Origin of the sequence: Pseudomonas citronellolis (assembly GCF_029335315.1) — a bacterium.
In the GTDB taxonomy this organism is placed as follows: domain Bacteria; phylum Pseudomonadota; class Gammaproteobacteria; order Pseudomonadales; family Pseudomonadaceae; genus Pseudomonas; species Pseudomonas citronellolis_A.
Genome location: NZ_JARJLT010000370.1, coordinates 15,055 through 41,773, shown reverse-complemented (window position 1 = coordinate 41,773; position 26,719 = coordinate 15,055). Strand labels below are relative to the sequence as shown.

20 protein-coding genes are annotated in these 26,719 nt (G+C 65.5%); 17 read left to right on the top strand and 3 right to left on the bottom strand.

The window, feature by feature from the left end; all coding sequences use genetic code 11:
* The first annotated feature begins 11 nt into the window (after positions 1 to 11).
* The 6 genes from P3W75_RS28070 to P3W75_RS28045 all read left to right on the top strand — a co-directional run bounded on the left by P3W75_RS28070 (position 12) and on the right by P3W75_RS28045 (position 4,876).
* The gene (locus P3W75_RS28070; RefSeq protein ID WP_276230588.1) at positions 12 to 1,175 is read left to right on the top strand and encodes a phosphoglycerate kinase; all 1,164 of its coding nucleotides are present in this window, start codon (positions 12 to 14) and stop codon (positions 1,173 to 1,175) included.
* A 340-nt stretch (positions 1,176 to 1,515) separates the two neighbouring features.
* Positions 1,516 to 1,857 (top strand): MliC family protein, encoded by a 342-nt coding sequence (locus P3W75_RS28065; RefSeq protein ID WP_276230587.1) that lies wholly within the window; start codon positions 1,516 to 1,518, stop codon positions 1,855 to 1,857.
* Positions 1,858 to 1,950: 93 nt separating this feature from the next.
* Positions 1,951 to 3,015: a class II fructose-bisphosphate aldolase gene (gene fba, locus P3W75_RS28060; RefSeq protein ID WP_208316674.1), complete on the top strand. Its 1,065-nt coding sequence runs from the start codon at positions 1,951 to 1,953 to the stop codon at positions 3,013 to 3,015.
* A gap of 68 nt (positions 3,016 to 3,083) precedes the next feature.
* Positions 3,084 to 3,509 (top strand): hypothetical protein, encoded by a 426-nt coding sequence (locus tag P3W75_RS28055; RefSeq protein ID WP_276230586.1) that lies wholly within the window; start codon positions 3,084 to 3,086, stop codon positions 3,507 to 3,509.
* Between the two features lie 43 nt (positions 3,510 to 3,552).
* Complete coding sequence (locus P3W75_RS28050) at positions 3,553 to 4,323, top strand: class I SAM-dependent methyltransferase (protein ID WP_276230585.1); 771 nt, start codon at positions 3,553 to 3,555, stop codon at positions 4,321 to 4,323.
* Between the two features lie 61 nt (positions 4,324 to 4,384).
* The gene (locus tag P3W75_RS28045) at positions 4,385 to 4,876 is read left to right on the top strand and encodes a M48 metallopeptidase family protein (RefSeq protein ID WP_276230584.1); all 492 of its coding nucleotides are present in this window, start codon (positions 4,385 to 4,387) and stop codon (positions 4,874 to 4,876) included.
* Positions 4,877 to 5,053: 177 nt separating this feature from the next.
* On the opposite strand, the gene P3W75_RS28040 is transcribed toward P3W75_RS28045, so the two are convergent.
* Positions 5,054 to 7,495, bottom strand: coding sequence for a penicillin-binding protein 1A (locus P3W75_RS28040; protein WP_276230583.1), 2,442 nt, complete (start codon positions 7,493 to 7,495; stop codon positions 5,054 to 5,056).
* Positions 7,496 to 7,680: 185 nt separating this feature from the next.
* Between P3W75_RS28040 and P3W75_RS28035 the strand changes: the two genes are divergently transcribed.
* From P3W75_RS28035 to hemE, 11 genes are all read left to right on the top strand, one after another.
* Entirely contained in the window at positions 7,681 to 8,745 is a 1,065-nt protein-coding gene (locus P3W75_RS28035; protein WP_276230582.1) for a pilus assembly protein PilM, read from the top strand.
* Complete coding sequence (pilN, locus tag P3W75_RS28030; protein WP_276230581.1) at positions 8,745 to 9,344, top strand: type 4a pilus biogenesis protein PilN; 600 nt, start codon at positions 8,745 to 8,747, stop codon at positions 9,342 to 9,344. The genes P3W75_RS28035 and pilN overlap by 1 nt, the downstream gene beginning before the upstream one ends.
* The gene (pilO, locus tag P3W75_RS28025) at positions 9,341 to 9,994 is read left to right on the top strand and encodes a type 4a pilus biogenesis protein PilO (RefSeq protein ID WP_276230580.1); all 654 of its coding nucleotides are present in this window, start codon (positions 9,341 to 9,343) and stop codon (positions 9,992 to 9,994) included. The genes pilN and pilO overlap by 4 nt, the downstream gene beginning before the upstream one ends.
* On the top strand, positions 9,991 to 10,515 hold the full coding sequence (gene pilP / locus P3W75_RS28020; protein WP_276230579.1) for a type 4a pilus biogenesis lipoprotein PilP: 525 nt from the start codon (positions 9,991 to 9,993) through the stop codon (positions 10,513 to 10,515). The genes pilO and pilP overlap by 4 nt, the downstream gene beginning before the upstream one ends.
* A gap of 56 nt (positions 10,516 to 10,571) precedes the next feature.
* Positions 10,572 to 12,665: a type IV pilus secretin PilQ gene (gene pilQ / locus P3W75_RS28015; RefSeq protein ID WP_276230578.1), complete on the top strand. Its 2,094-nt coding sequence runs from the start codon at positions 10,572 to 10,574 to the stop codon at positions 12,663 to 12,665.
* 8 nt (positions 12,666 to 12,673) lie between these two features.
* The gene (gene aroK / locus P3W75_RS28010) at positions 12,674 to 13,192 is read left to right on the top strand and encodes a shikimate kinase AroK (RefSeq protein WP_276230577.1); all 519 of its coding nucleotides are present in this window, start codon (positions 12,674 to 12,676) and stop codon (positions 13,190 to 13,192) included.
* A gap of 51 nt (positions 13,193 to 13,243) precedes the next feature.
* Positions 13,244 to 14,350, top strand: a complete 1,107-nt coding sequence (aroB, locus tag P3W75_RS28005) for a 3-dehydroquinate synthase (protein ID WP_276230576.1) — start codon at positions 13,244 to 13,246, stop codon at positions 14,348 to 14,350.
* Between the two features lie 6 nt (positions 14,351 to 14,356).
* Positions 14,357 to 16,039, top strand: a complete 1,683-nt coding sequence (locus P3W75_RS28000; RefSeq protein WP_276230575.1) for an AAA family ATPase — start codon at positions 14,357 to 14,359, stop codon at positions 16,037 to 16,039.
* Positions 16,040 to 16,262: 223 nt separating this feature from the next.
* The gene (gltB, locus tag P3W75_RS27995; protein WP_276230574.1) at positions 16,263 to 20,708 is read left to right on the top strand and encodes a glutamate synthase large subunit; all 4,446 of its coding nucleotides are present in this window, start codon (positions 16,263 to 16,265) and stop codon (positions 20,706 to 20,708) included.
* A 27-nt stretch (positions 20,709 to 20,735) separates the two neighbouring features.
* Positions 20,736 to 22,154: an FAD-dependent oxidoreductase gene (locus P3W75_RS27990; protein WP_276230573.1), complete on the top strand. Its 1,419-nt coding sequence runs from the start codon at positions 20,736 to 20,738 to the stop codon at positions 22,152 to 22,154.
* A gap of 228 nt (positions 22,155 to 22,382) precedes the next feature.
* Positions 22,383 to 23,447 (top strand): uroporphyrinogen decarboxylase, encoded by a 1,065-nt coding sequence (gene hemE, locus P3W75_RS27985; protein WP_276230572.1) that lies wholly within the window; start codon positions 22,383 to 22,385, stop codon positions 23,445 to 23,447.
* A 128-nt stretch (positions 23,448 to 23,575) separates the two neighbouring features.
* On the opposite strand, the gene gabP is transcribed toward hemE, so the two are convergent.
* Positions 23,576 to 24,970, bottom strand: a complete 1,395-nt coding sequence (gabP, locus tag P3W75_RS27980) for a GABA permease (RefSeq protein ID WP_276230571.1) — start codon at positions 24,968 to 24,970, stop codon at positions 23,576 to 23,578.
* A 261-nt stretch (positions 24,971 to 25,231) separates the two neighbouring features.
* Positions 25,232 to 26,554, bottom strand: coding sequence for an MFS transporter (locus P3W75_RS27975; RefSeq protein ID WP_276230570.1), 1,323 nt, complete (start codon positions 26,552 to 26,554; stop codon positions 25,232 to 25,234).
* Positions 26,555 to 26,719: the final 165 nt, after the last annotated feature.

Sequence of the window (26,719 nt, the reverse complement as noted above, 5' to 3'; positions counted from 1 at the left end):
GGACTGATGTCATGACCGTTTTGAAAATGACCGACCTCGACCTCCAAGGTAAGCGCGTGCTGATCCGCGAGGACCTCAACGTGCCGGTGAAGGACGGCGTGGTGAAGAGCGACGCGCGCATCCTGGCCGCGCTGCCCACCATCAAGCTGGCCCTGGAGAAGGGCGCGGCGCTGATGGTCTGCTCGCACCTGGGCCGCCCGACCGAGGGCGAGTTCTCCGAGGAGAACAGCCTGCAGCCGGTCGCCGCCTACCTGAGCAAGGCGCTGGGTCGTGACGTGCCGCTGGTGCGCGACTATCTTGACGGCGTCGAGGTCAAGCCGGGCGAGCTGGTGCTGTTCGAGAACGTACGCTTCAACAAGGGCGAGAAGAAGAACGCCGACGAGCTGGCGCAGAAGTACGCCGCGCTGTGCGACGTCTTCGTCATGGACGCCTTCGGCACCGCCCACCGCGCCGAGGGCTCGACCCACGGCGTGGCCAAGTTCGCCAAGGTCGCCGCGGCCGGCCCGCTGCTGGCTGCCGAGCTGGACGCGCTGGGCAAGGCCCTGGGCAACCCGGCCCGCCCGATGGCGGCGATCGTCGCCGGCTCCAAGGTGTCGACCAAGCTCGACGTGCTCAATAGCCTGGCGCAGATCTGCGACCAACTGATCGTCGGCGGCGGCATCGCCAATACCTTCCTCGCCGCGGCCGGCTACAAGGTCGGCAAGTCGCTGTACGAAGCCGACCTGGTCGACACCGCCAAGGCCATCGCGGCCAAGGTCAGCGTGCCGCTGCCGGTCGACGTGGTGGTCGCCAAGGAGTTCGCCGAAAGCGCCGTCGCGACCATCAAGGCCATCGCCGACGTCGCCGATGACGACATGATCCTCGACATCGGCCCGCAGACCGCCGCGCAATTCGCCGAACTGCTGAAATCCTCGAAGACCATCCTGTGGAATGGCCCGGTGGGCGTCTTCGAGTTCGACCAGTTCGGTGAAGGCACCAAGACCCTGGCCAAGGCCATCGCCGAAAGCCCGGCATTCTCCATCGCCGGTGGCGGCGACACCCTCGCGGCCATCGACAAATACGGTATCGGCGAGCAGATTTCCTACATCTCCACCGGTGGCGGCGCCTTCCTCGAGTTCGTCGAGGGCAAGGTCCTGCCGGCGGTCGAAGTGCTGGAGCAGCGCGCCAAGCAGTGAGGCCGCGGGCGATTTGGGGCAAACCTCTCGCCGGTTTCGTGGGTCACAACCCAGGGAACCGGAAGAAAGGAGAGCAAGCATGCCCCATGTCGCCCCTGGTCTTGCGATTTGCCTGATACTGGCCGGATGCAGCGCTGGCGGGGATCGCCCCGCTACCTGCGAGATGGTCAGCCCGCCCGCGGTGATGGTCCCGAGCGACCAGAACCGCGAGCGAGTGGAGAGCCTGAGCACCGGCGATCCGACCCCTGCCGATAAACCGGTGGACTGCCCTTGAACAGCGGGGCGCCGGCGCGGGGCTGAATGGAGTTGCGGCATTGCCGCCGAGAGGGAGAATTGCCCGATGAAGCGTTATCTCGCCCTGGCCCTGTGCGCCTCGCTGGCCGGTTGCTCCAGCCATCCCGCCGGCAGCGGCGCGGGTTCCGCCAAGGCCGGCGGCTGGAACCACTGGACCTGCGACAGCGGCGCGGTGGTGATCTGGCGCTACGTCGAGGGCACCCGTTCGTCGGTGCTGGACCTGCGCCTGGGTGAGGACGACGTTGTCCACCACCTGGAGGAGGAACCCGGCGGCTCCGGCGCTTTCTATAGCGACGGGCTGGTCGGCTTCAGCGTTACCGGCGACCAGGGGCTGATCTACTGGGTGGAAAGCAACGACCTGATCGGCCGCGGCTGCCGCGCACGCTAGCACCGCGCGGCGTAACAGACTTGAATGCGGCCTGTCCCTGCGGCAGGCTGTCGAACCATAGAACGAGCCCAACTTCCTGGGAGAAGTGAAAACATGGCACTCATCAGCATGCGCCAAATGCTGGACCACGCCGCCGAGTTCGGCTACGGCGTCCCGGCTTTCAACGTCAACAACCTCGAGCAGATGCGCGCCATCATGGAAGCGGCCGACAAGACCGACTCCCCGGTGATCGTGCAGGCTTCGGCTGGCGCCCGCAAATACGCCGGCGCGCCCTTCCTGCGCCACCTGATCCTGGCGGCCATCGAAGAATTCCCGCACATCCCGGTGTGCATGCACCAGGACCACGGCACCAGCCCTGACGTCTGCCAGCGCTCCATCCAGCTGGGCTTCAGCTCGGTGATGATGGACGGCTCGCTGAAGGAAGATGGCAAGACCCCGGCCGACTACGACTACAACGTCCGCGTGACCCAGCAGACCGTGGCGTTCGCCCACGCCTGCGGCGTGTCCGTGGAAGGCGAGCTGGGCTGCCTGGGCTCCCTGGAAACCGGCATGGCCGGCGAGGAAGATGGCGTCGGCGCCGAAGGCGTGCTGGACCACAGTCAACTGCTGACCGACCCGGAAGAGGCCGCCGACTTCGTCAAGAAAACCAAGGTCGACGCCCTGGCCATCGCCATCGGCACCAGTCACGGCGCCTACAAGTTCACCAAGCCGCCGACCGGCGACATCCTCGCCATCGATCGCATCAAGGCGATCCATGCGCGCATTCCCGGCACCCACCTGGTGATGCACGGCTCGTCCTCGGTACCGCAGGACTGGCTGGCGATCATCAACGAATTCGGCGGCGAAATCCCGGAAACCTACGGCGTTCCGGTCGAGGAAATCGTCGAAGGCATCAAGTACGGCGTACGCAAGGTCAACATCGACACCGACCTGCGCCTGGCCTCCACCGGTGCCATCCGTCGCTTCCTGGCGCAGAACAAGAGCGAGTTCGACCCGCGCAAGTACTTCGCCAAGACCATCGAAGCCATGCGCGACGTGTGCATCGCCCGCTACGAAGCCTTCGGTACCGCCGGCCACGCCTCCAAGATCAAGCCGATCTCCCTGGAAGGCATGTTCCAGCGCTACGCCAAGGGCGAGCTGGAGCCGAAGGTCAACTGACCTGGCGCCACCTCTGAAGAGCCCCGCCCCGGCGGGGCTCTTTCGTATCCACGGAGCGAGAAACCGCCATGTCGCGTTGGCTGATTCCCCTGCTGATGGCCCTGCTCGCCGGTTGCGCGGCGCAGCCGCCGAGCCCGCCCGCGCCCGGCGAGGCCCCTGCGCCACGAGCGCCGCTGGTGAGCCTGCCGGTGGATGCGCAGAACTGCCTCAGCCACACCGAATGCACGCTGAAGACCTCGCGCTCGCTGCTGTTCGTCTTCGACTACGCCGAGGCCGGTGCGCCGCTGGTGGTCAGCGAAGGTCGCCTGCTGACGACGCCGGAAAAGGCGTCGAGCAAGGGTTGGCCGGCCTTGCGCATCCAGCTCGCCGAGCCTGACGGCGGGCGTTTCGAGTTCCACAGCCAGTGCCGGCAGAAGCGCTGCAAGATCAGCGACGCCCGGTTGCTCGCCTGCTACCGCGACTACCTTGACGGCAAGGCCTGCCGCCTGCGCTGAGTGTGCTATACCGGAGGGCGATCCCGTCTCGGAGAGCCGTACCATGGACAGCGTTCACGCCAGCGCCCAGCAGGGCTTCGGCCAGGAAGCCCAGACCTACGCCCACGGGCGTCCCGACTATCCCGACGAGCTGCTCGGCTGGCTCGACGGCAACCTGCACATCAACGCCGCCAGCCAGGTGGCCGACCTCGGTGCGGGCACCGGCAAGTTCACCCGCCTGTTGTTGCGTACCGGCGCCGAGGTCGCCGCGGTCGAGCCGGTAGCGGCGATGCGCGAGCGACTGCGTGACGAACTGCCGGGCGTGCGTGTGCTGGAAGGCACCGCCCAAGGCATCCCGCTGGCCGACGCCAGCCTCGACGCCGTGCTCTGCGCCCAGGCGTTCCACTGGTTCGCTACCCCGGCGGCGCTGCGCGAGATCCACCGCGTACTGCGCCCGCGCGGTCATCTGGGGCTGGTCTGGAACGTGCGCGACGAGCGCGTCGACTGGGTCGCCGAGCTGACGCACATAGTCGCGCCCTACGAGGGCAGCACGCCGCGCTTCCATACCGGCGAATGGCGCCGCGCCTTTGCCGGTGCGCCCTTCGGCCCGCTGCAGCTGCGCGAGTTCAGCTACCGGCATGTCGGCCCGCCGGAACAGGTGATCATCGCGCGCACCCTGTCGATCAGCTTCATCGCGGCGCTGCCGGCGGAGCAGAAGGCGCGGGTCGAGCAGCGTCTGCAGGAACTGATCGCCACCCACCCGACGCTCAAGGGTCAGGCCGAGGTGGCCTTCCCCTATCGCACCGAGGCCTATTCGGCGGCGGTGCTGGACTGAGCCATGCCCCGGGGCGCGCGGATCGGCTAGACTGCGCGCCCCCGTTCGCGATCCTTCCGCCATGCAACCGCTTCGTTACCTCCAGGCCTACCCGCAGCAGCTGCAGGAGCAGATCCGCCAGTTGATCGCCGAGCAGCGCCTGGGCGACTACCTGCAGCGCCGCTACCCCGGGCGCCACGAGGTGCAGAGCGACAAGGCGCTGTACGCCTACGCCATGCAGCTCAAACAGGAGCACATGCGCAACGCTCCGGCGGTGGACAAGGTGCTCTACGACAGCAAGCTGGATGTGGTGCAGCGCGCCCTCGGGCTGAACACGGCGATCTCGCGGGTGCAGGGCGGCAAGCTGAAGGCGAAGAAGGAGATCCGCGTGGCGTCGCTGTTCAAGGAGGCGGCGCCGGAGTTCCTCAAGATGATCCTGGTGCACGAACTGGCGCACCTGCGCGAGCGTGATCACAACAAGGCGTTCTACCAGCTGTGCGAATACATGCTGCCGGGCTACCACCAGCTGGAATTCGACCTGCGGGTGTACCTGACCTGGCGCGAGCTGGGCTGAGCGCGCAGCGCTGAAGGGGTTGCCGCGGGAAGCGCCCGGCAATCGGATGGGGTCGATCGCGCAGGCGCTTCTCTCCGCCGCGTTTCCAGACTAATCAAATACTTGGCGTATTGCCATTAGTCTTTACAGAGTTTTCACACAGAAACTGAAAGCCCCTCTGGTGAGGGGCTTTCAGGGTCAGAACAGGTCCATCGGTGTGCCTTCGTCCGCCGGCAAGGGCGTGCCCGGCGTGCCACCGCTACCCAGCTCGCTCATCGGCGGCGGGGTGTCCTCGCTCTTGAACAGCTCGAAGTAGGCGCCCGGCGTGCCCGGCGGCGCGGCGCGACCGCTGACCGGGTCGATGCGCAGGCTGACCAGCCCGGCCGGCTCGGGCAGGGTGTGCGAAGGCTTGTCCTTGAGCGCCGCGCCCATGTAGCGCATCCAGATCGGCAGCGCCACGTTGCCGCCGAACTCGCGGCGACCGAGGCTTTCCGGCTGGTCGAAGCCGACCCAGACGGTGGTCATGTAGTCGGCGTTGAAGCCGGAGAACCAGGCGTCCTTGGAGTCGTTGGTGGTGCCGGTCTTGCCCGCCAGGTCGTCGCGCTTGAGCGCCAGGGCGCGGCGACCGGTGCCGCGCTTGATCACGTCCTGCAGCATGCTGGTCATGATGTACGCGGTGCGGGCGTCGATGATGCGCTCGGCCGGGGTCGGTTCGAAGGTGGTTCTGGCGTGGGCCGGATCGTCGTCCGCGGCAACCGGGGCGGCCGCCGGCTGGGCGGTGGCGTCCTTGTTGGCGAGCTGGGCGTCATCCTGCACCGGCACGCTGGGCGGGGTGGCCTGGTACAGCAGCTGGCCGTCGCGGCTCTCGATGCGGTCGACCACGTAGGGGCTGATCTTGTAGCCGCCGTTGGCGAAGGTGCTCCACGCGCCGGCGATCTCCATCGGCGTCAGGGTCGCGGTGCCCAGCGCCATGGACAGGTTCGGCGGCAGTTCCTGGACATCGAAGCCGAAGCGGCTGATGTACTGGCGCGCGCGCTCCACGCCGAGGGCCTGCAGGGTGCGGATCGAGACCATGTTGCGCGACTTGTACAGCGCCTCGCGCAGCGGGATCGGGCCGAGGAAGGTGTTGGTGTCGTTCTTCGGCCGCCAGACCTTGTCCAGGTACTCGTCGACGAACACGATGGGCGCGTCGTTGACCAGGCTGGCGGCGGTGAAGCCGTTGTCCAGCGCGCAGCTGTAGATGAACGGCTTGAAGCTCGAGCCGGGCTGGCGCTTGGCCTGGGTGGCGCGGTTGTAGCTGCTCTGCTCGAAGGAGAAGCCGCCGACCAGGGCCATGATGGCGCCGTTGTCGGGGTTCAGCGAGACCAGTGCGCTCTGCGCCGCCGGCACCTGGCTCAGGCGCAGGGCGCCGTCGTCCTTGCGCTGCACGCGGATCACGTCGCCGGCGTGGAGCACGTCGCCGGGCTGGCGCGGCGCCGGCCCCATGCTGTTGCTGCTGAGGAAGGGGCGGGCCCACTTCATGTCGTCCCAGCCGATGGTCTCTTCCTTGCCGTCGCGCAGCACCACCATGACGCCGCTCTTCTCGACGCTGGTGACGATGGCCGGTTCCAGGCCGCCGATCGGGCGCTGCTGGGTCACGGCGATGCGCCAGGCGTCCAGGCCCTTGCCCGGCAGGCGCGCCTCGGGGCCGCGGTAGCCGTGGCGCTGGTCGTATTCCTGGAGGCCGTCGCGCAGGGCGCTGTTGGCGTTCTCCTGGAGATCGCTGCGCACCGTGGTGTAGACCCGATAGCCTTCGGTGTAGGCGTTGCTGCCGAAGCGGCCGACCAACTCGGCGCGAGCCATCTCGGCGATGTAGGGGGCGGCGAGTTCCGGGCTGGCGACGTGGTACGACGCGCCCACCGGCTCGGCGATGGCGGCCTGGTAGCGGGCCTGGTCGATGAAGCCGAGCTTGGTCATCCGCTCGAGAATCCAGTTGCGCCGCTCCATGCTGCGGGTGGCGTTGGCCAGCGGGTTGTAGCGCGAGGGCGCCTTGGGCAGGCCGGCGATCATCGCCATCTGCGCCAGGCTCAGCTCCTTGATCGACTTGCCGTAGTAGACCTGCGCCGCGGCCTCGATGCCGTAGGCGCGGTTGCCCAGGTAGATCTTGTTGACGTACAGCTCGAGGATCTCGTCCTTGGTCAGGGAGCGCTCGATCTGCAGGGCCAGGAGGATCTCGGTGATCTTGCGCGAGAAGCTGCGCTCGTTGGTGAGGAAGTAGTTCTTCGCCACCTGCATGGTGATGGTGCTACCACCGGTCTGGATGTGCCCGGTCGACAATAATTGCGCGGCAGCGCGCATCAGGCTCTTCACGTCCACGCCATAATGGTTGGCGAAATTGTCGTCCTCGGCGGACAGCAACGCGTGGATGAAATCCGGGGGGATTTCCGCGAAGCGAATGGGCGTCCGGCGCATCTCGCCGAACTCTGCTATCAATTTGTTATCACTGCTGTAGACCCGGAGCGGAATCTGCAGCTGCACGTTGCGCAGGGCGTCGACCGAAGGCAGGCTGGGGCTGAGATACAGGTAGGCGCCACTTAAACCGAGTAGCACTCCACAAAAAATGGTGACGCAAGTCCACCACAGAAACTTCAGCAGGCGCATTGGAAGGTCTTGGATTTCCAGAGAAAAGAAAGAGTTAAACGAAAGGCGCGGTAAAAAGGGAAAAGCTGTTCACATTATAAGCAGTTTTTTTGCCGGCGAGCTATTTGCGCAGGTGTCAAGTCTGGTATCTAATGTCAAAAAACATAAATCGTCCGTAAGTCTCGGATGCTGATAGGAAATCAGTCGTGCTAGGGCTCTTCAACAAGAAAGCGAATACACTGCTGGGGATCGACATCAGTTCGACTTCGGTCAAACTTCTCGAATTGAGCCGCTCGGGCGGGCGCTACAAGGTAGAGGCCTACGCCGTCGAGCCGCTCCCGCCGAACGCGGTGGTCGAGAAAAACATCGCCGAACTGGAGGGGGTCGGCCAGGCGCTGTCGCGGGTGGTCGCCAAGGCGCGCACCGGCGTGAAGACGGCTGCCGTGGCGGTCGCCGGCTCGGCGGTCATCACCAAGACCATCGAGATGGACGGCGGACTTTCCGACGACGAGCTGGAAAACCAGCTGAAGATCGAAGCCGACCAGTACATTCCCTATCCCCTCGAGGAAGTCGCCATCGACTTCGAGGTGCAGGGCGTGTCCTCGCGCAACGCCGAGCGGGTCGACGTCCTGCTGGCGGCTTGCCGCAAGGAGAACGTCGAGGTCCGCGAGGCGGCGCTGGCGCTGGCCGGGATCACCGCCAAGGTGGTCGACGTCGAGGCCTACGCCCTGGAACGCGCCTTCGAGCTGCTCGGTGACCAGCTGGGCGGCAACGCCGACGAGCTGACCGTGGCGGTGGTCGACATCGGCGCCACCATGACCACCCTCAGCGTCCTCCACCACGGCCGCACCATCTATACCCGCGAGCAACTGTTCGGCGGGCGTCAGCTCACGGAAGAAATCCAGCGCCGCTACGGCCTGTCGGTGGAAGAAGCCGGCCTGGCCAAGAAGCAGGGCGGTCTTCCGGATGACTACGACAGCGAAGTCCTGCAACCGTTCAAGGACGCGGTGGTGCAACAGGTTTCCCGTTCCCTGCAGTTCTTCTTCGCCGCCGGCCAGTTCAACGACGTCGACTACATCCTGCTCGCCGGCGGTACGGCGTCGATCCCCGACCTGGACCGGCTGATCCAGCAGAAGATCGGCACTCCGACGCTGGTGGCCAACCCCTTCGCCGACATGGTGCTGAGCAACAAGGTGAATGCGGGAGCGCTGGCCAGTGACGCGCCGGCGCTGATGATTGCCTGCGGTCTGGCGATGAGGAGTTTCGACTGATGGCACGCATCAACCTACTGCCATGGCGCGAGCAGCTGCGCGAGGAGCGCAAGCAGCGCTTCCTGGTCGCACTGGGCGGCGTGCTGCTGGTATCCGGCGCGCTGGTGTTCCTGGGTGACCAGTACTTCAGCTCGGCGATCGAGAACCAGAGCGCGCGCAACGACTTCCTGCGCAAGGAAATCACCGTGCTGGACGCGCGCATCAAGGAGATCAGCGAGCTGAAGACCCGTCGCCAGCAGTTGCTGGAACGGATGAAGATCATTCAGGACCTGCAGGGCAACCGTCCGATCATCGGTCGGGTGTTCGACCAGTTGGCGCGCACCCTGCCCGACGGCGTGTACTTCACCGGGCTGAAGATGACCGGTCACAGCATTTCCATTGCCGGCGCCGCCGAGTCCAACAACCGGGTTTCCAACCTGATGCGCAACCTGGACGCTTCCGACTGGCTGACCGCACCCACCCTCACCGAGGTGAAGGCCGTCACCCAGGGGGCGGTGGACCAGGCCAACACCTTCCAGCTGACCGTGCAGCAGACGCAGCCAGCTGACAAGGCGAAGGAGCAGGACAAGAAGGCAGTCGCGCAAGGAGCCAAGAAATGAGTCTGGCCGAATCCCTGGAAGGCCTGCGCAAGATCGATATCAACGATCTCGACTTCAGCAACGTCGGTTCATGGCCGGCAGCGGTCAAGGTTGTCGCTGGCGCCCTGCTGATGGTCCTGGTCCTGGTGCTTGGCTACCAGTTCCACCTGAGCGACCTGCGCAGCGAACTGGACCAGCGTCGTGCGGAAGAGGATACGCTCAAGCAGCAGTTCGCCACCAAGGCGTTCCAGGCCGCCAACCTGGACGCCTACAAGACCCAGATGAAGGAGATGGAAGAGTCCTTCGGCGCCCTGCTGCGTCAGCTGCCCAGCGATACCGAGGTGCCCGGGCTGCTCGAGGACATCACTCGTACCGGCCTGGGTAGCGGCCTGGAGTTCGAAGAGATCAAGCTGCTGCCGGAAGCGACCCAGCAGTTCTACATCGAGCTGCCGATACAGATCAGCGTGGTCGGTGGCTACCACGACCTGGCGACTTTCGTCAGCGGTGTTTCCAGCCTGCCGCGGATCGTTACCCTGCACGACTTCGAGATCAAGCCCGTGAGTGCGGACAGTACGACCAAGCTGCGCATGACTATCCTGGCAAAGACCTACCGCTATAACGACAGTGGTGTGCAGGCCAAGCCGGCCACCAAGGCGGGGGCGAAGAAATGAAGACTCGCCTGACACTCTGTGCCCTTGTATTGCTGAGCTTGAATGGTTGTGGCTCTGGGGGTGACTTCGCCGATCTACAGGCCTACATGGACGAGGTTCGGGCTCGGCCTAAGGGCGCAATCGAACCGTTGCCGAAATTCCAGCCGTATGAGGCGTTCACCTATAACGCCTCGACCCTGCGCAGCCCCTTCCAGCCGCCGGTGAAAATCGACCTGGCGGTCAAGCAGAAGGGCTCCAAGGTGGTCAAGCCCGACGAGACCCGGGTCAAGCAGTTCCTCGAAGGCTTCAATATCGAGACCTTCGAAATGGTGGGGACCCTGTCCAACCAGGAGGGCACCTTCGCCCTCGTGCGCGGTGCGGGAGGGGTGCACCGCGTGAAAGTCGGGGATTACCTGGGGCGCAACGATGGGAAGATCGTTTCCATCAGCGAAGCCAAGATCGATGTAGTCGAGATCGTTCCTGACGGTGAGGGTGGTTGGCTGGAGCGTCCGCGCAGCCTGACCCTCAAGGAACGCTCCTAAGGGCGGGGATGACCATGAAGAACAAACTGCTGTCTGCACGACGGATACAGACGACGATGAACAGAACTATGACCCGCCTTGGCTTCGCCCTGCTGGCCGGCTTTTTCGCGCCGAGCCTGCTCGCCGCCAACCTGCAGAGCGTCGACGTGGCCTCGTTGCCCGGAGATCGTGTGGAGCTCAAGCTGGGCTTCGACGAGCCGGTGGGCGCGCCGCGCGGCTACACCATCGAGCAACCGGCGCGCATCGCGCTGGACCTGCCGGGTGTGCAGAACAAGCTGGGCAGCAAGAATCGCGAGCTGGGCGTGGGCAACGCGCGCAGCCTGACCGTGGTCGAGGCCAAGGATCGCACCCGGTTGATCATCAATCTGAGCACCCTGGTGCCTTATTCCACGCGTGCCCAGGGCAATAACCTGTTCATCGTGGTGGGCCAGGGTGCCGCCGCGTCGCCGTCGGTAGCTGGTGCGATGCCGGCTGCGGCGCCGAGCTACGCGGCCAGCCCGCGTCCGGCCCAGGCCAAACCGTACATCCCGGCGGGCAAGGCGATTCGCAATATCGACTTCCAGCGTGGTGAGCAGGGCGAAGGCAATGTGGTCATCGACCTGTCCGACCCGAGCGTCAGCCCGGATATCCAGGAGCAAGGTGGCAAGATCCGCCTGGACTTCCCGCGTACCCAGCTGCCGGATAGCCTGCGCGTGCGCCTGGACGTGAAGGACTTCGCCACTCCGGTGCAGTTCGTCAACGCCTCGGCCGCCGGCGACAAGGCCAGCGTGGTCATCGAACCGAGCGGTCTGTACGACTACCTGGTATTCCAGACCGATAACCGCATGACCGTCAGCATCAAGCCGATGACTGCCAGCGATGCCGAGAAGCGCAAGAAGGACACCTTCGCCTACACCGGGGAGAAGCTGTCGCTGAACTTCCAGGACATCGATGTGCGCTCGGTGCTGCAGTTGATCGCCGACTTCACCGACCTCAACCTGGTGGCGTCCGACACCGTGCAGGGCAACATCACCCTGCGCCTGCAGAACGTGCCCTGGGACCAGGCGCTGGATCTGGTGCTGAAGACCAAGGGTCTGGACAAGCGCAAGGTCGGCAACGTGCTGCTGGTGGCGCCGGCCGACGAGATCGCCGCGCGCGAGCGCCAGGAGTTGGAAGCGCAGAAGCAGATCGCCGAACTGGCACCGCTGCGTCGCGAGCTTATCCAGGTGAACTACGCCAAGGCTTCGGATATCGCCAAGCTGTTCCAGTCGGTCACCGGCATCAGCTCCGCGCCGGGCGCCGTCGCGGCTGCGGGTAGTGACAATCGTGGCTCGATCACGGTGGATGATCGCACCAACGCCATCATCGCCTACCAGACCCAGGATCGCCTGGATGAACTGCGCCGTATCGTCTCGCAACTGGACATTCCGGTGCGCCAGGTGATGATCGAAGCGCGCATCGTCGAAGCCAGCGTCGACTACACCAAGGAACTGGGTGTGCAGTGGGGCGGGTCGCTGAACAACCGCGGCAACTTCAACATCTCTGGCGGCACTAATTCCGATGGTACTGGCAACACCTTCGTCGACCTGGGCGTGAGCACCGCGACCCCGACCTCGGGCATCGGTATCGGCTTCGTCACCGACAACACCACCCTGGACCTGCAGCTCAACGCCATGGAGAAGACCGGCAACGGTGAAGTGGTGTCGCAGCCGAAGGTGGTCACCTCGGACAAGGAAACCGCGAAGATCCTGAAGGGTTCGGAGATTCCATACCAGGAGGCCAGCTCCAGCGGCGCCACCTCGGTATCCTTCAAGGAGGCCGCGCTGTCCCTGGAAGTGACCCCGCAGATCACCCCGGACAACCGCATCATCATGCAGGTCAAGGTGAACAAGGACGAGCCGGACTACCAGAACGCGCTGCTCGGCGTTCCGCCGATCAAGAAGAACGAGGTCAACGCCAAGGTACTGGTCAACGACGGCGAAACCATCGTCATCGGTGGGGTGTTCTCCAACACCCAGACCAAGACCACCTCCAAGGTGCCGTTCCTTGGTGACGTGCCGGTCGTCGGCCGCCTGTTCAAGAATGACTATGTGACGGACACCAAGAACGAGCTTCTGGTTTTCCTTACCCCGCGGATCATGAATAATCAGGCCATTGCTATCGATCGTTGATCAATGCCGTGCCCAACCTGATCCTGGTAGGCCCGATGGGGGCTGGAAAGAGCACCATCGGGCGTCTTCTCGCCAAAGAGCTGCATCTCGAATTCAAGGACTCCGACAAGGAGATCGAACAGCGCTGCGGAGCCAACATCCCCTGGATATTCGATGTCGAGGGGGAGGGCGGCTTTCGTGAGCGGGAAACCGCCATGCTCGTCGAGCTTTGCGACGGCGATGGCGTGGTGATCGCCACCGGCGGCGGCGCGGTGATGCGCGAGGCCAATCGCGCCGCGCTGAAGGCTGGCGGCAAGGTGGTCTACCTGCACGCCTCGGTTGACCAGCAGATCGCCCGCACCGCCCGCGACAAGAATCGGCCGCTGCTGCAGAAGCCCAACCCGGGGCAGATCCTGCGTGACCTCATGGCTCTGCGCGATCCGCTCTACCGGGAAGTCGCCGACGTAGTGGTGGAGACCGACGAGCGCCCGCCGCGTATGGTGGTGCTGGAAATACTCGATCGCCTGCGCAGGCTGGAGCGCCATTAAAGGGCGCCCGGTTCTGCGGTATCCTAGTGCCCTTTCCTGCCTGGGGGCTTCATGCGCACACTCACTGTCGATCTCGGCGACCGCAGCTACCCGATCCATATCGGCGAAGGGCTGCTGGACGATCCGCGCCACTTCGCGCCGCACATCCGCGGGCGCCAGGTGGCCATCGTCACCAACGAGACCATCGCACCGCTCTACCTCGGGCGCCTGCAGAAGACGCTGGCCGACTACGCGCAGATCGCCGTGGTCCTGCCCGATGGCGAGGCCTTCAAGCAGTGGGAAACGCTGCAGTTGATCTTCGACGCCCTGCTGCAGGCCCGGCATGACCGCAAGACCACCCTGATCGCCCTCGGCGGCGGGGTGATCGGCGACATGACCGGCTTCGCCGCCGCCTGCTACCAGCGCGGCGTCGACTTCATCCAGGTGCCGACCACACTATTGTCCCAGGTGGACTCCTCGGTTGGCGGCAAGACCGGGATCAACCACCCGCTGGGCAAGAACATGGTGGGCGCCTTCTACCAGCCGCAGGCGGTGGTGATAGACGCGGCCTCGCTGCACACGTTACCGGCCCGCGAGCTGTCGGCCGGCCTGGCCGAGGTGATCAAGTACGGCCTGATCTGCGACGAGCCCTTCCTGGCCTGGCTGGAAGCCCATGTCGAAGCGCTGCTGGCGCTCGATTCCGCCGCCCTCGCTGAAGCCATCGAGCGCTCCTGCGCGGCCAAGGCCCGCGTGGTCGGTGCCGACGAGCGGGAATCCGGCGTGCGCGCCACCCTCAACCTCGGCCATACCTTCGGTCACGCCATCGAGACCCACATGGGCTACGGTGTCTGGCTGCACGGCGAGGCGGTTGGGGCGGGAACCGTGATGGCACTTCAGATGTCGCATCTGTTGGGCTGGCTGAGCGCCGCCGAGCGTGATCGCGGTATCCGCCTGCTGCAGCGGGCGAAGCTGCCGGTCGTGCCGCCGAAGGAAATGCGTGCCGAGGACTTCCTCGAGCACATGGCGGTGGACAAGAAAGTGCTCGACGGCCGTCTGCGCCTGGTGTTGCTCAAAGGGCTGGGGGATGCGGTGGTGACTGCGGACTTCCCTCGTGAAATTCTGGAAGAAACCCTGCGTACTGATTACCAGGCCCTGGTCGATCAGTTGGGAAAACATTGAGGTCCCATGTCCAGCTTGCATGCCGATGAGGCCTTCCTGGCCCACTACCAGTTCAGCCACGACCCCTTCGCTCCCCGGGTGCCTGGCTTCAAGTTCTTCCCGGCACAGCGCAAGCCGGTGCTGGGCCAGCTGCACCACCTGGCGCGCTACAGCCACCTGCTGCTGGCGGTGACCGGCCCCCTGGGCAGCGGCAAGACGCTGCTGCGCCAGGCGCTGGTGGCCAGCACCAACAAGGATGCGGTGTCCAGCGTGGTCATTTCCGGCCGTTCGGCGGCCGACGAGGCGACCCTGATGCGCCAACTGGCCCAGGGCCTGGGCATCACCCAGGTGAGCATCGAGGCGATCCTGGCCAAGGTCGCGCAACTGGCGATCACCGGGCAGGACGTCTACCTGCTGGTCGACGACGCCGAGCAGTTGCGCGATGGCGCCCTTGAAGTGCTCCTGCTGCTGGCGGCTGGCAACAGCGAGGCGCGCCTGCATGTCTTCCTGTTCGGCGAGCCGGCGCTGCTGCCGCGCCTGGAGGCATTGTCCGAAGGCGAAGAGCGCTTCCACGCCATCGAGCTGGCGCCTTATTCCGAAGAAGAGACCCGCGAGTACCTGGGGCAGCGCCTGGAAGGCGCCGGCCAGGGCGGCGAACTGATTTCCGATGATCTGCTGGCCGACATCCACGAACAATCCGGCGGCTGGCCGGGGTCGATCAACCAGGTGGCCCGCGACGCCCTGATCGAGGCGATGCTGGCCGACCGTGGCGGCGCCCGCAAGGCGGCGCCCGGCGCCGGCCTGCGTCTGCCGAAGAAGCACCTGCTGATCCTCGGCGTGGTCGCCATCGGCGTGGTCGCCGCCTGGTTCATGCAGGGCCGTACCAGCAAGCCCGACAGCGCCGCCACCCAGGCTTCCGCGCAGCTGCCGCTGGGCTCCGCCGCGCAGCCGGGCGCCGCCCAGGCGCCGGCTCCGGGTTCCGCGCCCTCGGTCGAGTTCGCTGGCTCCAACCAGCCGGTGCCGCTGCCGCTGGTGGGTGAAGCGCAGCCGGTGATTCGCGAGCCGATGGCCCAGGCTGGCGGTCAGGAAGACGCCGATGAAGGCGCCATGCCTGTGCCGGGCGTGCCGCCGACCGTGACCACCTCGGCCCCGCCGGTTGCCCCGTTGGCCGGCAGGACCGCGCCGCAGCCGCTGAATCCGGTGCCGCCGGCGCCGAGCCTGGCGAGCGCTCCGGCGCAGCCGGTGGTTTCCGCTCCGGTGCCGACCCCGGCTCCGGTGAGCAAGCCAGTGGCCAAGGCCGAGCCGGTGAAGCCCGTCGCCAAGCCTGCCACCAAGGCCGCCGAGACCAAGGTCGTGGCCAAGGCCGCGGCAAGCAAGCCTGCGGCCGCTCCGGCGAAAGCCGCCAGTGCTGGCGGCGCCGGCAGTCAGTGGTATCGTTCGCAGCCGGCGGCGCATTATGCTGTGCAGGTGCTGGGTACCGGCTCCGAAGCCAGCGCCCAGGCGTTCATCCGCCAGCAGGGTGGTGGCGACTACCGCTACTTCCGCAAGACCCTGCAGGGCAAGCCGTTCTACGTGGTGACCTACGGCAGCTTCCCCAGCCGCAGCGCCGCCCAGTCCGCGGTGAAAGGCCTGTCGGCCAAGGTGCAGGCGTCCAAACCGTGGCCGCGCACCTTCGCCAGCATCCAGCAGGAAATCGCCGGCGCGCATTGATCTACATGTTGCGAAATTGAAAGAACCCGCCAGTCACAAGCACGACTGGCGGGTTTTTTCTTTCAGAAATGCGACATCCGCTTTCAGCCTCTCGCCAAAAATTTGTGACCCGCCTTGTACCTATGTACAATGGCCTCCCTTTGCCTGTCGGAAACTTGCCGCTTGAGCGAGAAGCCAGGTGAAGTCGCTGAATTAAAAAAAGTTTTGCCGGTGAGAGTTCCCTATGAAAGCAGGTCTGTACCATCCTGAGACGTTCAAGGATAACTGCGGATTCGGCCTGATCGCCCATATGCAGGGCGAGCCGAGCCATGAGCTTCTGCAAACCGCCATCGAAGCACTGACCTGCATGACCCACCGAGGTGGGATCAACGCGGACGGGAAAACCGGGGACGGCTGCGGGCTGCTGATCCAGAAGCCCGATGAGTTCCTGCGTGCGGTGGCCAAGGCCGAATTCGCGACCGATCTGCCCACCCAGTACGCGGTGGGCATGGTCTTCTTCAACCAGGACCCGGTGAAAGCCGAGGCCGCTCGCGCGAACATGAATCGCGAGATCGAGGCCGAAGGCCTGCAGTTGGTCGGCTGGCGCAAGGTGCCGATCGACACCAGCGTGCTCGGCCGCCTGGCCCTGGAGCGCCTGCCGCAGATCGAGCAGGTGTTCGTCGGCGGCGAAGGGCTGTCCGACCAGGACTTCGCCGTGAAGCTGTTCTGCGCCCGTCGGCGCTCCTCGGTGGCCAACGCCGCCGACGCCGACCACTACGTCTGCAGCTTCTCGCACAAGACCATCATCTATAAGGGCCTGATGATGCCGGCGGACCTCGCCGCCTTCTATCCGGACCTTTCCGACGAGCGCCTGAAGACCGCCATCTGCGTCTTCCACCAGCGCTTCTCCACCAACACCCTGCCGAAGTGGCCGCTGGCCCAGCCGTTCCGCCTGCTGGCGCACAACGGTGAGATCAACACCATCACCGGCAACCGCAACTGGGCCCAGGCCCGGCGCAGCAAGTTCGTCAACGAGTTCATGCCGAACCTCGACGAGCTTGGCCCGCTGGTGAACCGCGTGGGTTCCGACTCCTCGAGCATGGACAACATGCTCGAACTGATGGTCACCGGCGGCATGGACATGTTCCGTGGCCTGCGCATGATCATTCCGCCGGCCTGGCAGAACGTCGAGACCATGGACGCCGACCTGCGCGCGTTCTATGAATTCAACTCGCTGCACATGGAGCCGTGGGACGGTCCCGCCGGCGTCGTGCTGACCGACGGCCGCTACGCCGTCTGCCTGCTCGACCGCAACGGCCTGCGCCCGGCCCGCTGGGTCACCACCAAGAACGGCTACATCACCCTGGCTTCGGAAATCGGCGTCTGGGACTACCAGCCCGAAGACGTGCTGGCCAAGGGCCGGGTCGGCCCGGGGCAGATCCTCGCGGTCGACACCGAGACCGGTCAGCTGCTGCAGACCGAGGACATCGACAACCGCCTGAAGTCGCGCCACCCGTACAAGCAGTGGCTGCGCCAGAGCGCGCTGCGCATCCAGGCGACCCTGGAAGACGACCAGGGCGTGGCCAGCTACGACAGCGACCAGCTCAAGCAGTACATGAAGATGTTCCAGGTCACCTTCGAGGAGCGTGACCAGGTACTGCGCCCGCTGGCCGAGCAGGGCCAGGAAGCGGTCGGCTCGATGGGCGACGACACCCCGATGGCGGTGCTCTCCAAGCGCATCCGCTCGCCCTACGATTACTTCCGCCAGGTCTTCGCGCAGGTCACCAACCCGCCGATCGACCCGCTGCGCGAAGCCATCGTGATGTCCCTGGAAACCTGCCTGGGCGTCGAGCAGAACATCTTCGAAGAGTCGCCGCACCACGCCAACCAGGCGATCCTGACCACCCCGGTGATCTCCCCGGCGAAGTGGCGGACCCTGATGAACCTGGAGCGTCCGGGCTTCGACCGCCATCACATCGACCTGAACTACGACGAGTCCGTCGGCCTCGAAGCGGCCGTGCGCAACATCGCCGACCAGGCCGAGGAAGCCGTGCGCGCCGGTAAGGTGCTGCTGGTGCTTTCCGACCGCCACATCGCCCCCGGCAAGCTGCCGGTGCACGCGGCCCTGGCCGTCGGCGCCGTGCACCACCGCCTGGTGCAGACCGGCCTGCGCTGCGACTCGAACATCCTGGTGGAAACCGCCACCGCCCGTGACCCGCACCACTTCGCAGTGCTGGTGGGCTTCGGCGCCTCGGCGGTCTACCCGTTCCTCGCCTACGAGGTGCTGGCCGACCTGATCCGCACCGGCGAAGTGCTGGGCGACCTCTATGAGGTGTTCAAGTACTACCGCAAGGGCATCTCCAAGGGCCTGATGAAGATCCTGTCGAAGATGGGTATCTCCACCGTCGCCTCCTACCGTGGCGCCCAGCTGTTCGAAGCCATCGGCCTGGCCGACGAGGTCACCGGCCTGTGCTTCCCGGGCGTACCGAGCCGCATCCAGGGCGCGCGCTTCCTCGATCTCGAGAACGAGCAGAAGCTGCTCGCCGGCGAGGCCTGGAACAACCGCAAGGCGATCCAGCAGGGTGGCCTGCTGAAGTTCGTCTACGGCGGCGAGTACCACGCCTACAACCCGGACGTGGTGAACACCCTGCAGGCCGCCGTGCAGCAGGGTGACTACGAGAAGTTCAAGGAATACACCGCGCTGGTGGACAACCGTCCGGTGTCGATGATCCGCGACCTGCTCAAGGTCAAGCCCAGCACGCAACCGCTGAGCCTCGACGACATCGAGCCGCTGGAGTCCATCTTCAAGCGCTTCGACGCCGCCGGCATCTCCCTCGGTGCACTGTCGCCGGAAGCCCACGAGGCCCTGGCCGAGGCAATGAACCGCCTGGGCGGGCGCTCCAACTCCGGTGAGGGTGGCGAGGACCCGGCGCGCTACGGCACGCTGAAGAGCTCGAAGATCAAGCAGGTGGCCACCGGCCGCTTCGGCGTGACCCCGGAATACCTGGTCAACGCCGAGGTCCTGCAGATCAAGGTGGCCCAGGGCGCCAAGCCCGGCGAGGGCGGCCAGCTGCCCGGCGGCAAGGTCAACGGCCTGATCGCCCGCCTGCGCTACGCGGTGCCCGGTGTGACCCTGATCTCGCCGCCGCCGCACCACGACATCTACTCCATCGAGGACCTGGCGCAGCTGATCTTCGACCTCAAGCAGGTCAACCCGCAGGCGCTGGTTTCGGTGAAGCTGGTGTCCGAGCCGGGCGTCGGCACCATCGCCGCCGGCGTGGCCAAGGCCTACGCCGACTTGATCACCATCTCCGGCTACGATGGTGGCACCGGCGCATCGCCGATCACCTCCATCAAGTACGCCGGTAGCCCGTGGGAGCTGGGCCTCGCCGAGGCGCACCAGACCCTGCGCGGCAACGACCTGCGCGGCAAGGTGCGGGTGCAGACCGATGGCGGCCTGAAAACCGGCCTGGACGTGATCAAGGCGGCCATCCTCGGCGCCGAGAGCTTCGGCTTCGGCACCGCGCCGATGATCGCCCTGGGCTGCAAGTACCTGCGCATCTGCCACCTGAACAACTGCGCCACCGGCGTGGCCACCCAGAACGACAAGCTGCGCAAGGATCACTTCATCGGCACCGTGGAGATGGTGGTGAACTTCTTCACCTTCATCGCCAGCGAAACCCGCGAGTGGCTGGCGCGCCTGGGCGTGCGCAGCCTGCAGGAGCTGATCGGGCGTACCGACCTGCTGGAAGTCCTGCCCGGCGAGACCGCCAAGCAGGGCAACCTCGACCTCACCCCGCTGCTGGGTAGCGACCTGATCCCGGCCGAGAAGCCGCAGTTCTGCGAAGTCGAGAAGAACCCGCCGTTCGACCAGGGCCTGCTGGCCGAGAAGATGGTCGAGCTGGCCCGTGGCGCCATCGAGGGCGCCAAGGGTGGCGAGTACGCGCTGGACGTGTGCAACTGTGACCGTTCCATCGGTGCCCGCGTGTCCGGCGAAATCGCCCGCGTCCACGGCAACCAGGGAATGGCCAAGGCGCCGATCACCTTCCGCTTCAAGGGCACCGCAGGGCAGAGCTTCGGCGTGTGGAACGCCGGCGGCCTGCACCTGTACCTGGAAGGCGACGCCAACGACTACGTGGGCAAGGGCATGACCGGCGGCAAGCTGGTGGTGACCCCGCCGAAAGGCAGCCCGTTCAAGACCCAGGAGTCGGCCATTATCGGCAACACCTGCCTGTACGGCGCCACCGGCGGCAAGCTGTTCGCCGCCGGCACCGCGGGCGAGCGCTTCGGCGTGCGCAACTCCGGCGCCCACGCCGTGGTGGAAGGCACCGGTGATCACTGCTGCGAGTACATGACCGGCGGTTTCGTCTGCGTACTGGGCAAGACCGGCTACAACTTCGGCTCCGGCATGACCGGGGGCTTCGCCTATGTCCTGGACATGGACAACACCTTCGTCGACCGCGTGAACCACGAGCTGGTGGAAATCCAGCGGATCAGCGGCGAGGCGATGGAGGCCCAGCGCAGCCATCTGCGCAAGGTCCTGGTTGAATATGTCGAGGAAACGGCGAGCGAGTGGGGCGCGAACCTGCTGGAGAACCTCGACGACTACCTGCGTCGGTTCTGGCTGGTGAAACCGAAGGCCGCGAGCCTCGGTTCCCTGCTGACCAGCACCCGTGCCAACCCGCAATAAGCGCCTGAAGTCTGAAGAGGTCTAGAAATGTCTGAACGTCTCAACAATGACTTCCAGTTCATCGAAGTCGGGCGCAAGGATCCGAAGAAGAAACTGCTGCGCCAGCGCAAGCGCGAGTTCGTGGAAATCCACGATCTGTTCAAACCCCAGCAGGCCGCCGACCAGGCGCACCGCTGCCTGGGGTGCGGCAACCCGTACTGCGAATGGAAGTGCCCGGTCCACAACTTCATCCCCAACTGGCTGAAGCTGGTCTCCGAAGGCAACATCCTGGCCGCCGCCGAGCTGTCGCACCAGACCAACACCCTGCCGGAAGTCTGCGGCCGGGTGTGCCCGCAGGACCGTCTCTGCGAGGGTGCCTGCACCCTCAACGACGGCTTCGGCGCGGTGACCATCGGCTCGGTGGAGAAGTACATCACCGACACCGCCTTCGCCATGGGCTGGCGCCCGGACATGTCCAAGGTCAAGCCCACCGGCAAGCGTGTCGCCGTGATCGGCGCCGGCCCGGCCGGCCTGGGCTGCGCCGACGTGCTGGTGCGCAACGGGGTGACCCCGGTGGTGTTCGACAAGAACCCGGAAATCGGCGGCCTGCTGACCTTCGGCATCCCCGAGTTCAAGCTGGAAAAGACCGTGCTGAGCCGTCGTCGCGAAGTCTTCACCGGCATGGGCATCGAGTTCCGCCTGAACACCGAGATCGGCAAGGACGTCACCATGGAGCAACTGCTCGATGAGTACGATGCCGTGTTCATGGGCATGGGCACCTACACCTACATGAAGGGTGGCTTCCCCGGCGAAGACCTGCCCGGCGTGCACGACGCGCTGGACTTCCTGATCGCCAACGTGAACCGCAACCTGGGCTTCGAGAAGTCCCCCGAGGACTTCGTCGACATGAAGGGCAAGCGCGTGGTGGTCCTGGGCGGTGGCGACACCGCGATGGACTGCAACCGCACCTCGATCCGCCAGGGCGCCAAGGCCGTGACCTGTGCCTACCGCCGTGACGAAGCGAACATGCCCGGCTCGCGCAAAGAGGTGAAGAACGCCAAGGAAGAGGGCGTGAAATTCCTCTTCAACCGCCAGCCCATCGCCATTGTCGGCGAGGACAAGGTGGAAGGCGTGAAGGTGGTCGAGACCCGTCTCGGCGAGCCGGACGCCCGTGGCCGTCGCAGCCCCGAGCCGATCCCGGGCTCCGAGGAGATCATCCCGGCCGAGGCCGTGCTGATCGCCTTCGGCTTCCGCCCGAGCCCGGCGCCCTGGTTCGACCAGCACCAGGTCGAGATCGACAGCCAGGGCCGCGTCATCGCCCCGGCCGCCGCGCAGTTCAAGCACCAGACCAGCAACCCGAAGATCTTCGCCGGTGGCGACATGGTCCGTGGTTCCGACCTGGTGGTGACGGCGATCTTCGAAGGCAGAACGGCCGCCGAAGGCATCCTCGACTACCTCGGCGTTTAAGCTGCTGCGCTAGCTCAGGCTGCGTTGGAAACAGCTTCGGAATGCTTATTTGCTGCAGCAAACTCCGCTTCCTCACCTGTTTCCGCCTTGCCTGAGCGTCGCTCGCGACGCTTAAATCACCGAGGGTCGCAGCGACAAACTGTCGCGATGGACAAAAGGCACGGCACCCGCCGTGCCTTTTGCTTTGGGCTTTGCGAAAATGCCTGCACTTTTCTGTCGGATGCCGCCATGACCGCCCTGAAGAACGATCGCTTCCTCCGTGCCCTGCTCAAGCAGCCCGTCGACGTCACCCCGGTGTGGATGATGCGCCAGGCCGGCCGCTACCTCCCGGAGTACCGCGCCACCCGCGCCAAGGCCGGCGACTTCATGAGCCTGTGCATGAACCCGCAGCTGGCCTGCGAGGTCACCCTGCAGCCGCTGGAGCGTTACCCGCAGCTGGACGCGGCGATCCTCTTCTCCGACATCCTCACCATTCCCGACGCCATGGGCCAGGGCCTGTACTTCGAGACCGGCGAGGGCCCGCGCTTCAAGAAGGTGGTGTCGAGCCTGGCCGATATCGAGGCGCTGCCGATTCCGGATCCGGAAAAGGACCTGGGCTACGTGATGGATGCGGTGCGCACCATCCGCCGCGAGCTGAACGGCCGGGTGCCGCTGATCGGTTTTTCCGGCAGCCCCTGGACCCTGGCCACCTACATGGTCGAAGGAGGCTCCAGCAAGGACTTCCGCAAGTCCAAGGCGATGCTCTACGACAACCCGCAGGCCATGCATGCGCTGCTCGACAAGCTGGCGCAGTCGGTGACCAGCTACCTCAACGGGCAGATCCTGGCCGGCGCCCAGGCGGTGCAGATCTTCGACTCCTGGGGCGGCAGCCTGTCGGCGGCGGCCTACCAGGAGTTCTCCCTGGCCTACATGCAGAAGATCGTCGACGGCCTGATCCGTGAACACGACGGTCGCCGCGTGCCGGTGATCCTCTTCACCAAGGGCGGCGGCCTGTGGCTGGAGTCCATGGCCGAGGTCGGCGCCGAGGCCCTGGGCCTGGACTGGACCTGCGACATCGGCAGCGCCCGCGCCCGCGTCGGCGACAAGGTCGCGCTGCAGGGCAACATGGACCCGTCGGTGCTGTACGCCAACCCCGAGGCGATCCGCCGTGAAGTGGGGCGCATCCTCGGTGCCTACGGCAATGGCAGCGGTCATGTGTTCAACCTCGGCCACGGCATCACCCCGGAAGTCGACCCGGCCCACGCTGGCGCCTTCTTCGAGGCGGTGCACGAGTTGTCGGCGCAGTATCACTAAGGCGGATTGATTCGCGAGCAAGCTCGCTCCTACGAAGAGCGGGTCTCCTGTAGGAGCGAGCTTGCTCGCGAACCCCGGCCAACAAAAAAGCCCCGCCAATGGCGGGGCTTTTTCATGGGTGCTGTGCGTCAGGCGGCGTCGGCGACGACACCGGTGGCGCGTTGCTGGGCCTTGCGACGGTTCGACACCAGCAGGCCGGAGCAGACGACCACTATGGTCAGCAGGGCGGTGGCGACCACCTCCATGCGGTGATCCGGGCGGATCATCATGATCACCAGCGCGGCGACGATGAAGATGATCACCGCCCAGGTCAGCCAGGGGAACAGCCACATCTTCAGGGTCAGCTGGTGGCCCTGGGCGAGCAGCTTCTTGCGCATGTTCAGCTGCGAAATGGCGATCACCAGGTACACCAGCAGGGCGATGGCGCCGGAGCTGGCCAGCAGGAAGTTGAACACTTCGGCCGGGGCCAGGTAGTTGGCGAAGGTGCACAGGAAGGCCATGGCGGTGGACAGCAGCACGGCGTACACCGGGGTGCGGCTGACGCTGGTCACCTGGGCGATCTTCGGCGCGTCGCCGCGCTTGCTCAGCGAGTACATCATGCGCGAGGCGGTGTAGAGCGCCGAGTTCAGGCAACTGGTCACCGAGACCAGGACGATGATGTCGACGATCAGCTTGGCGTACGGGATGTGCAGGTGCTCCAGCACGGTCTGGTAGGAGCCCATGCTCACCAGGCGCGGGTCGTTCCATGGCACCAGGCAGACCACGATCATGATCGACAGCAGGTAGAACAGCGCGATACGCCAGATCACCGAGTTGGTGGCGCGGGTGATCTGCTGCGCCGGGTCCTTGGATTCGGTGGCGGCGATGGTGACGATTTCCGAGCCCATGAACGAGAACATGGTGGTCAGCAGCGCGGCCAGCACGGCGCCCCAGCCCTTGGGCAGGAAGCCTTCGCTGGTCAGGTGGCCGATGCCGGAGACTTCGCTGTTGGGCGAGAAGCCGAAGATGGCCGCGCAGCCCAGCACCAGGAAGGCAACGATCGAGCAGACCTTGATCAGCGCCAGCCAGAATTCGAACTCACCGTAGTTCTTCACGCTGAACAGGTTGGTTACGGTCAGCGCGGAGGTGATCACGAAGGCCAGGACCCAGATCGGCGCGCCGGGGAACCAGGCGTGGATGATTGCCGCGGCGGCGTTGGCTTCCAGCGGGATCACCAGGACCCAGAACCACCAGTACAGCCAGCCGATGGTGAAACCGGCCCAGTGGCCGATGGCGCGGTCGGCGTAGGTGGAGAAGGAGCCGCTGTCCGGCTGCGCGACGGCCATTTCGGCCAGCATGCGCATCACCAGGACCACCAGCAGGCCGGCGACCAGGTAGGAAATCATGACGGCCGGGCCGGCTTCGGCGATGGCGTGGCCGGAGCCGACGAAGAGGCCGGCGCCGATGGCTCCGGCGATGGACAGCATGGTGACGTGACGGTTCTTCAGGCCCTGGGCCAGACCGGCGGATGGGGTACTGCTCATGCGTTACCTACAGCGAGAAAGGAAGGGAATTGCGTCCTGCGCAGCCGAAGCTGTTTTGATAATCCAACGAGGTGTTCCTTTTGCTGAACGCAAGATGCGCGCCATATTTTGTTACGACCTTGGTCGTAGGCGCGAAATTTTTGGGTAGAAGTTCCACAACGCCCCGGTCTAGAGGCGTTGTGGTCATGGTCTTGTCATATCTGTCGGCGACGCTGGCGTATTCATCACCGACATTGCTGATGATAAGTGTGTAGAAACTACTCAGTTGTGCGGGGTGGTGAGGGCGGGAAGGGTTCGCGGTAACACCGCCAGGCGCGCCAGGTGCAGCGCCACCAGCACGGCGACGCTCAGCAGCGCGGCGATGAACAGGCCCACACCGGTCCAGCCGAAGTGGTGCCAGAACACCCCGCCGGTGGTGCCGGCCACGCTGGAGCCCAGGTAGTAGCTGAACAGGTACAGCGACGAGGCCTGGCCCTTGGCCTTGAGGGCGCGGCGGCCGATCCAGCTGCTGGCCACCGAGTGCGCGGCGAAGAAGCCGAAGGTGAACAGCAGCATGCCGAGCACGATCAGCGGCAACGGCGGCAGCAGGGTCAGCAGCAGGCCGCCGAGCATCAGCACGATCACCGCCCAGAGCACCTTGCGCCGGCCCAGGCGGTCGGCCAGGGAGCCGACCCAGGCGGAGCTGTAGATGCCCACCAGGTAGACCAGCGAGAGCACGCCGACCACGGCCTGGCTCAGGTGGTAAGGGTCGGCCAGCAGGCGATAGCCGATGTAGTTGAACAGGGTGACGAAGGCGCCCATCAGCAGGAAGCCTTCGAGGAACAGCCAGGGCAGGCCGGCGTCGCGCAGGTGCGAGCCGAAGCCGTCGGCCAGTTGCCTGAGGTTCAGCGCCGCCGGGCGGAAGTTGCGCGATTCCGGCAGCACGCGCCAGAACACCAGTGCCGCGATCAGGGCCAGGCCGCCGAGGATGGCGATGGCGGCGTGCCAGGACATGAAGTCCACCAGCACCCCGGTGATCAGCCGCCCGCTCATGCCGCCGATGGCGTTGCCGCTGATGTACAGCCCCATGGACAGGCCGATGTGCTGCGGGTGGATTTCCTCGCTCAGGTAGGTCATGCCCACCGCGGCCAGGCCGCTGAGCGACAGGCCGACCAGCGCGCGCATGGCCAGCACCCCGTGCCAGGTCGGCATCACCGCGCTGGCCAGGGTGAACAGGGCGGCGCAGAACAGCGAGGCGACCATGATCGGCTTGCGCCCGATGGCGTCGGAGATCGGCCCGGTAACCAGCAAGCCGAGGGCCATCATGATGGTCGCGATGGACAGCACCAGGCTGCTTTGCGCGGCGGTGAGCGCGAAGGTCTGCGACAGCACCGGCATCATCGGCTGCACGCAGTAGAGCAGGGCGAAGGTGGCGAAACCGCCGGAGAACAGCGCAAGCGAGGTGCGCATGAAGGCCGGGGTGCCTTTCTCGATGTAGCTTTCGATGTCGTTCACGGCGCTGGCCAACGACCGGTTGGCCGCTTCGGCGGCCTGCAGCAACGCGGGTTCGGAATCTGACGAAGCCCGCAAGGCGGATGAACTCACAACTCACCTCGAATCTGGATGGGGGTGCCGCGCGGCGAGCGGAAAGGGCTCACACGGCCGGCAGGCAGAGAGTGGAAAGTTGTTATTGGGCTTGTGTGGAAAGGATAAGGAACGGCTTTTATTATTTCCAATATATTGATCGACCCATTTGATATGTAATTCGAC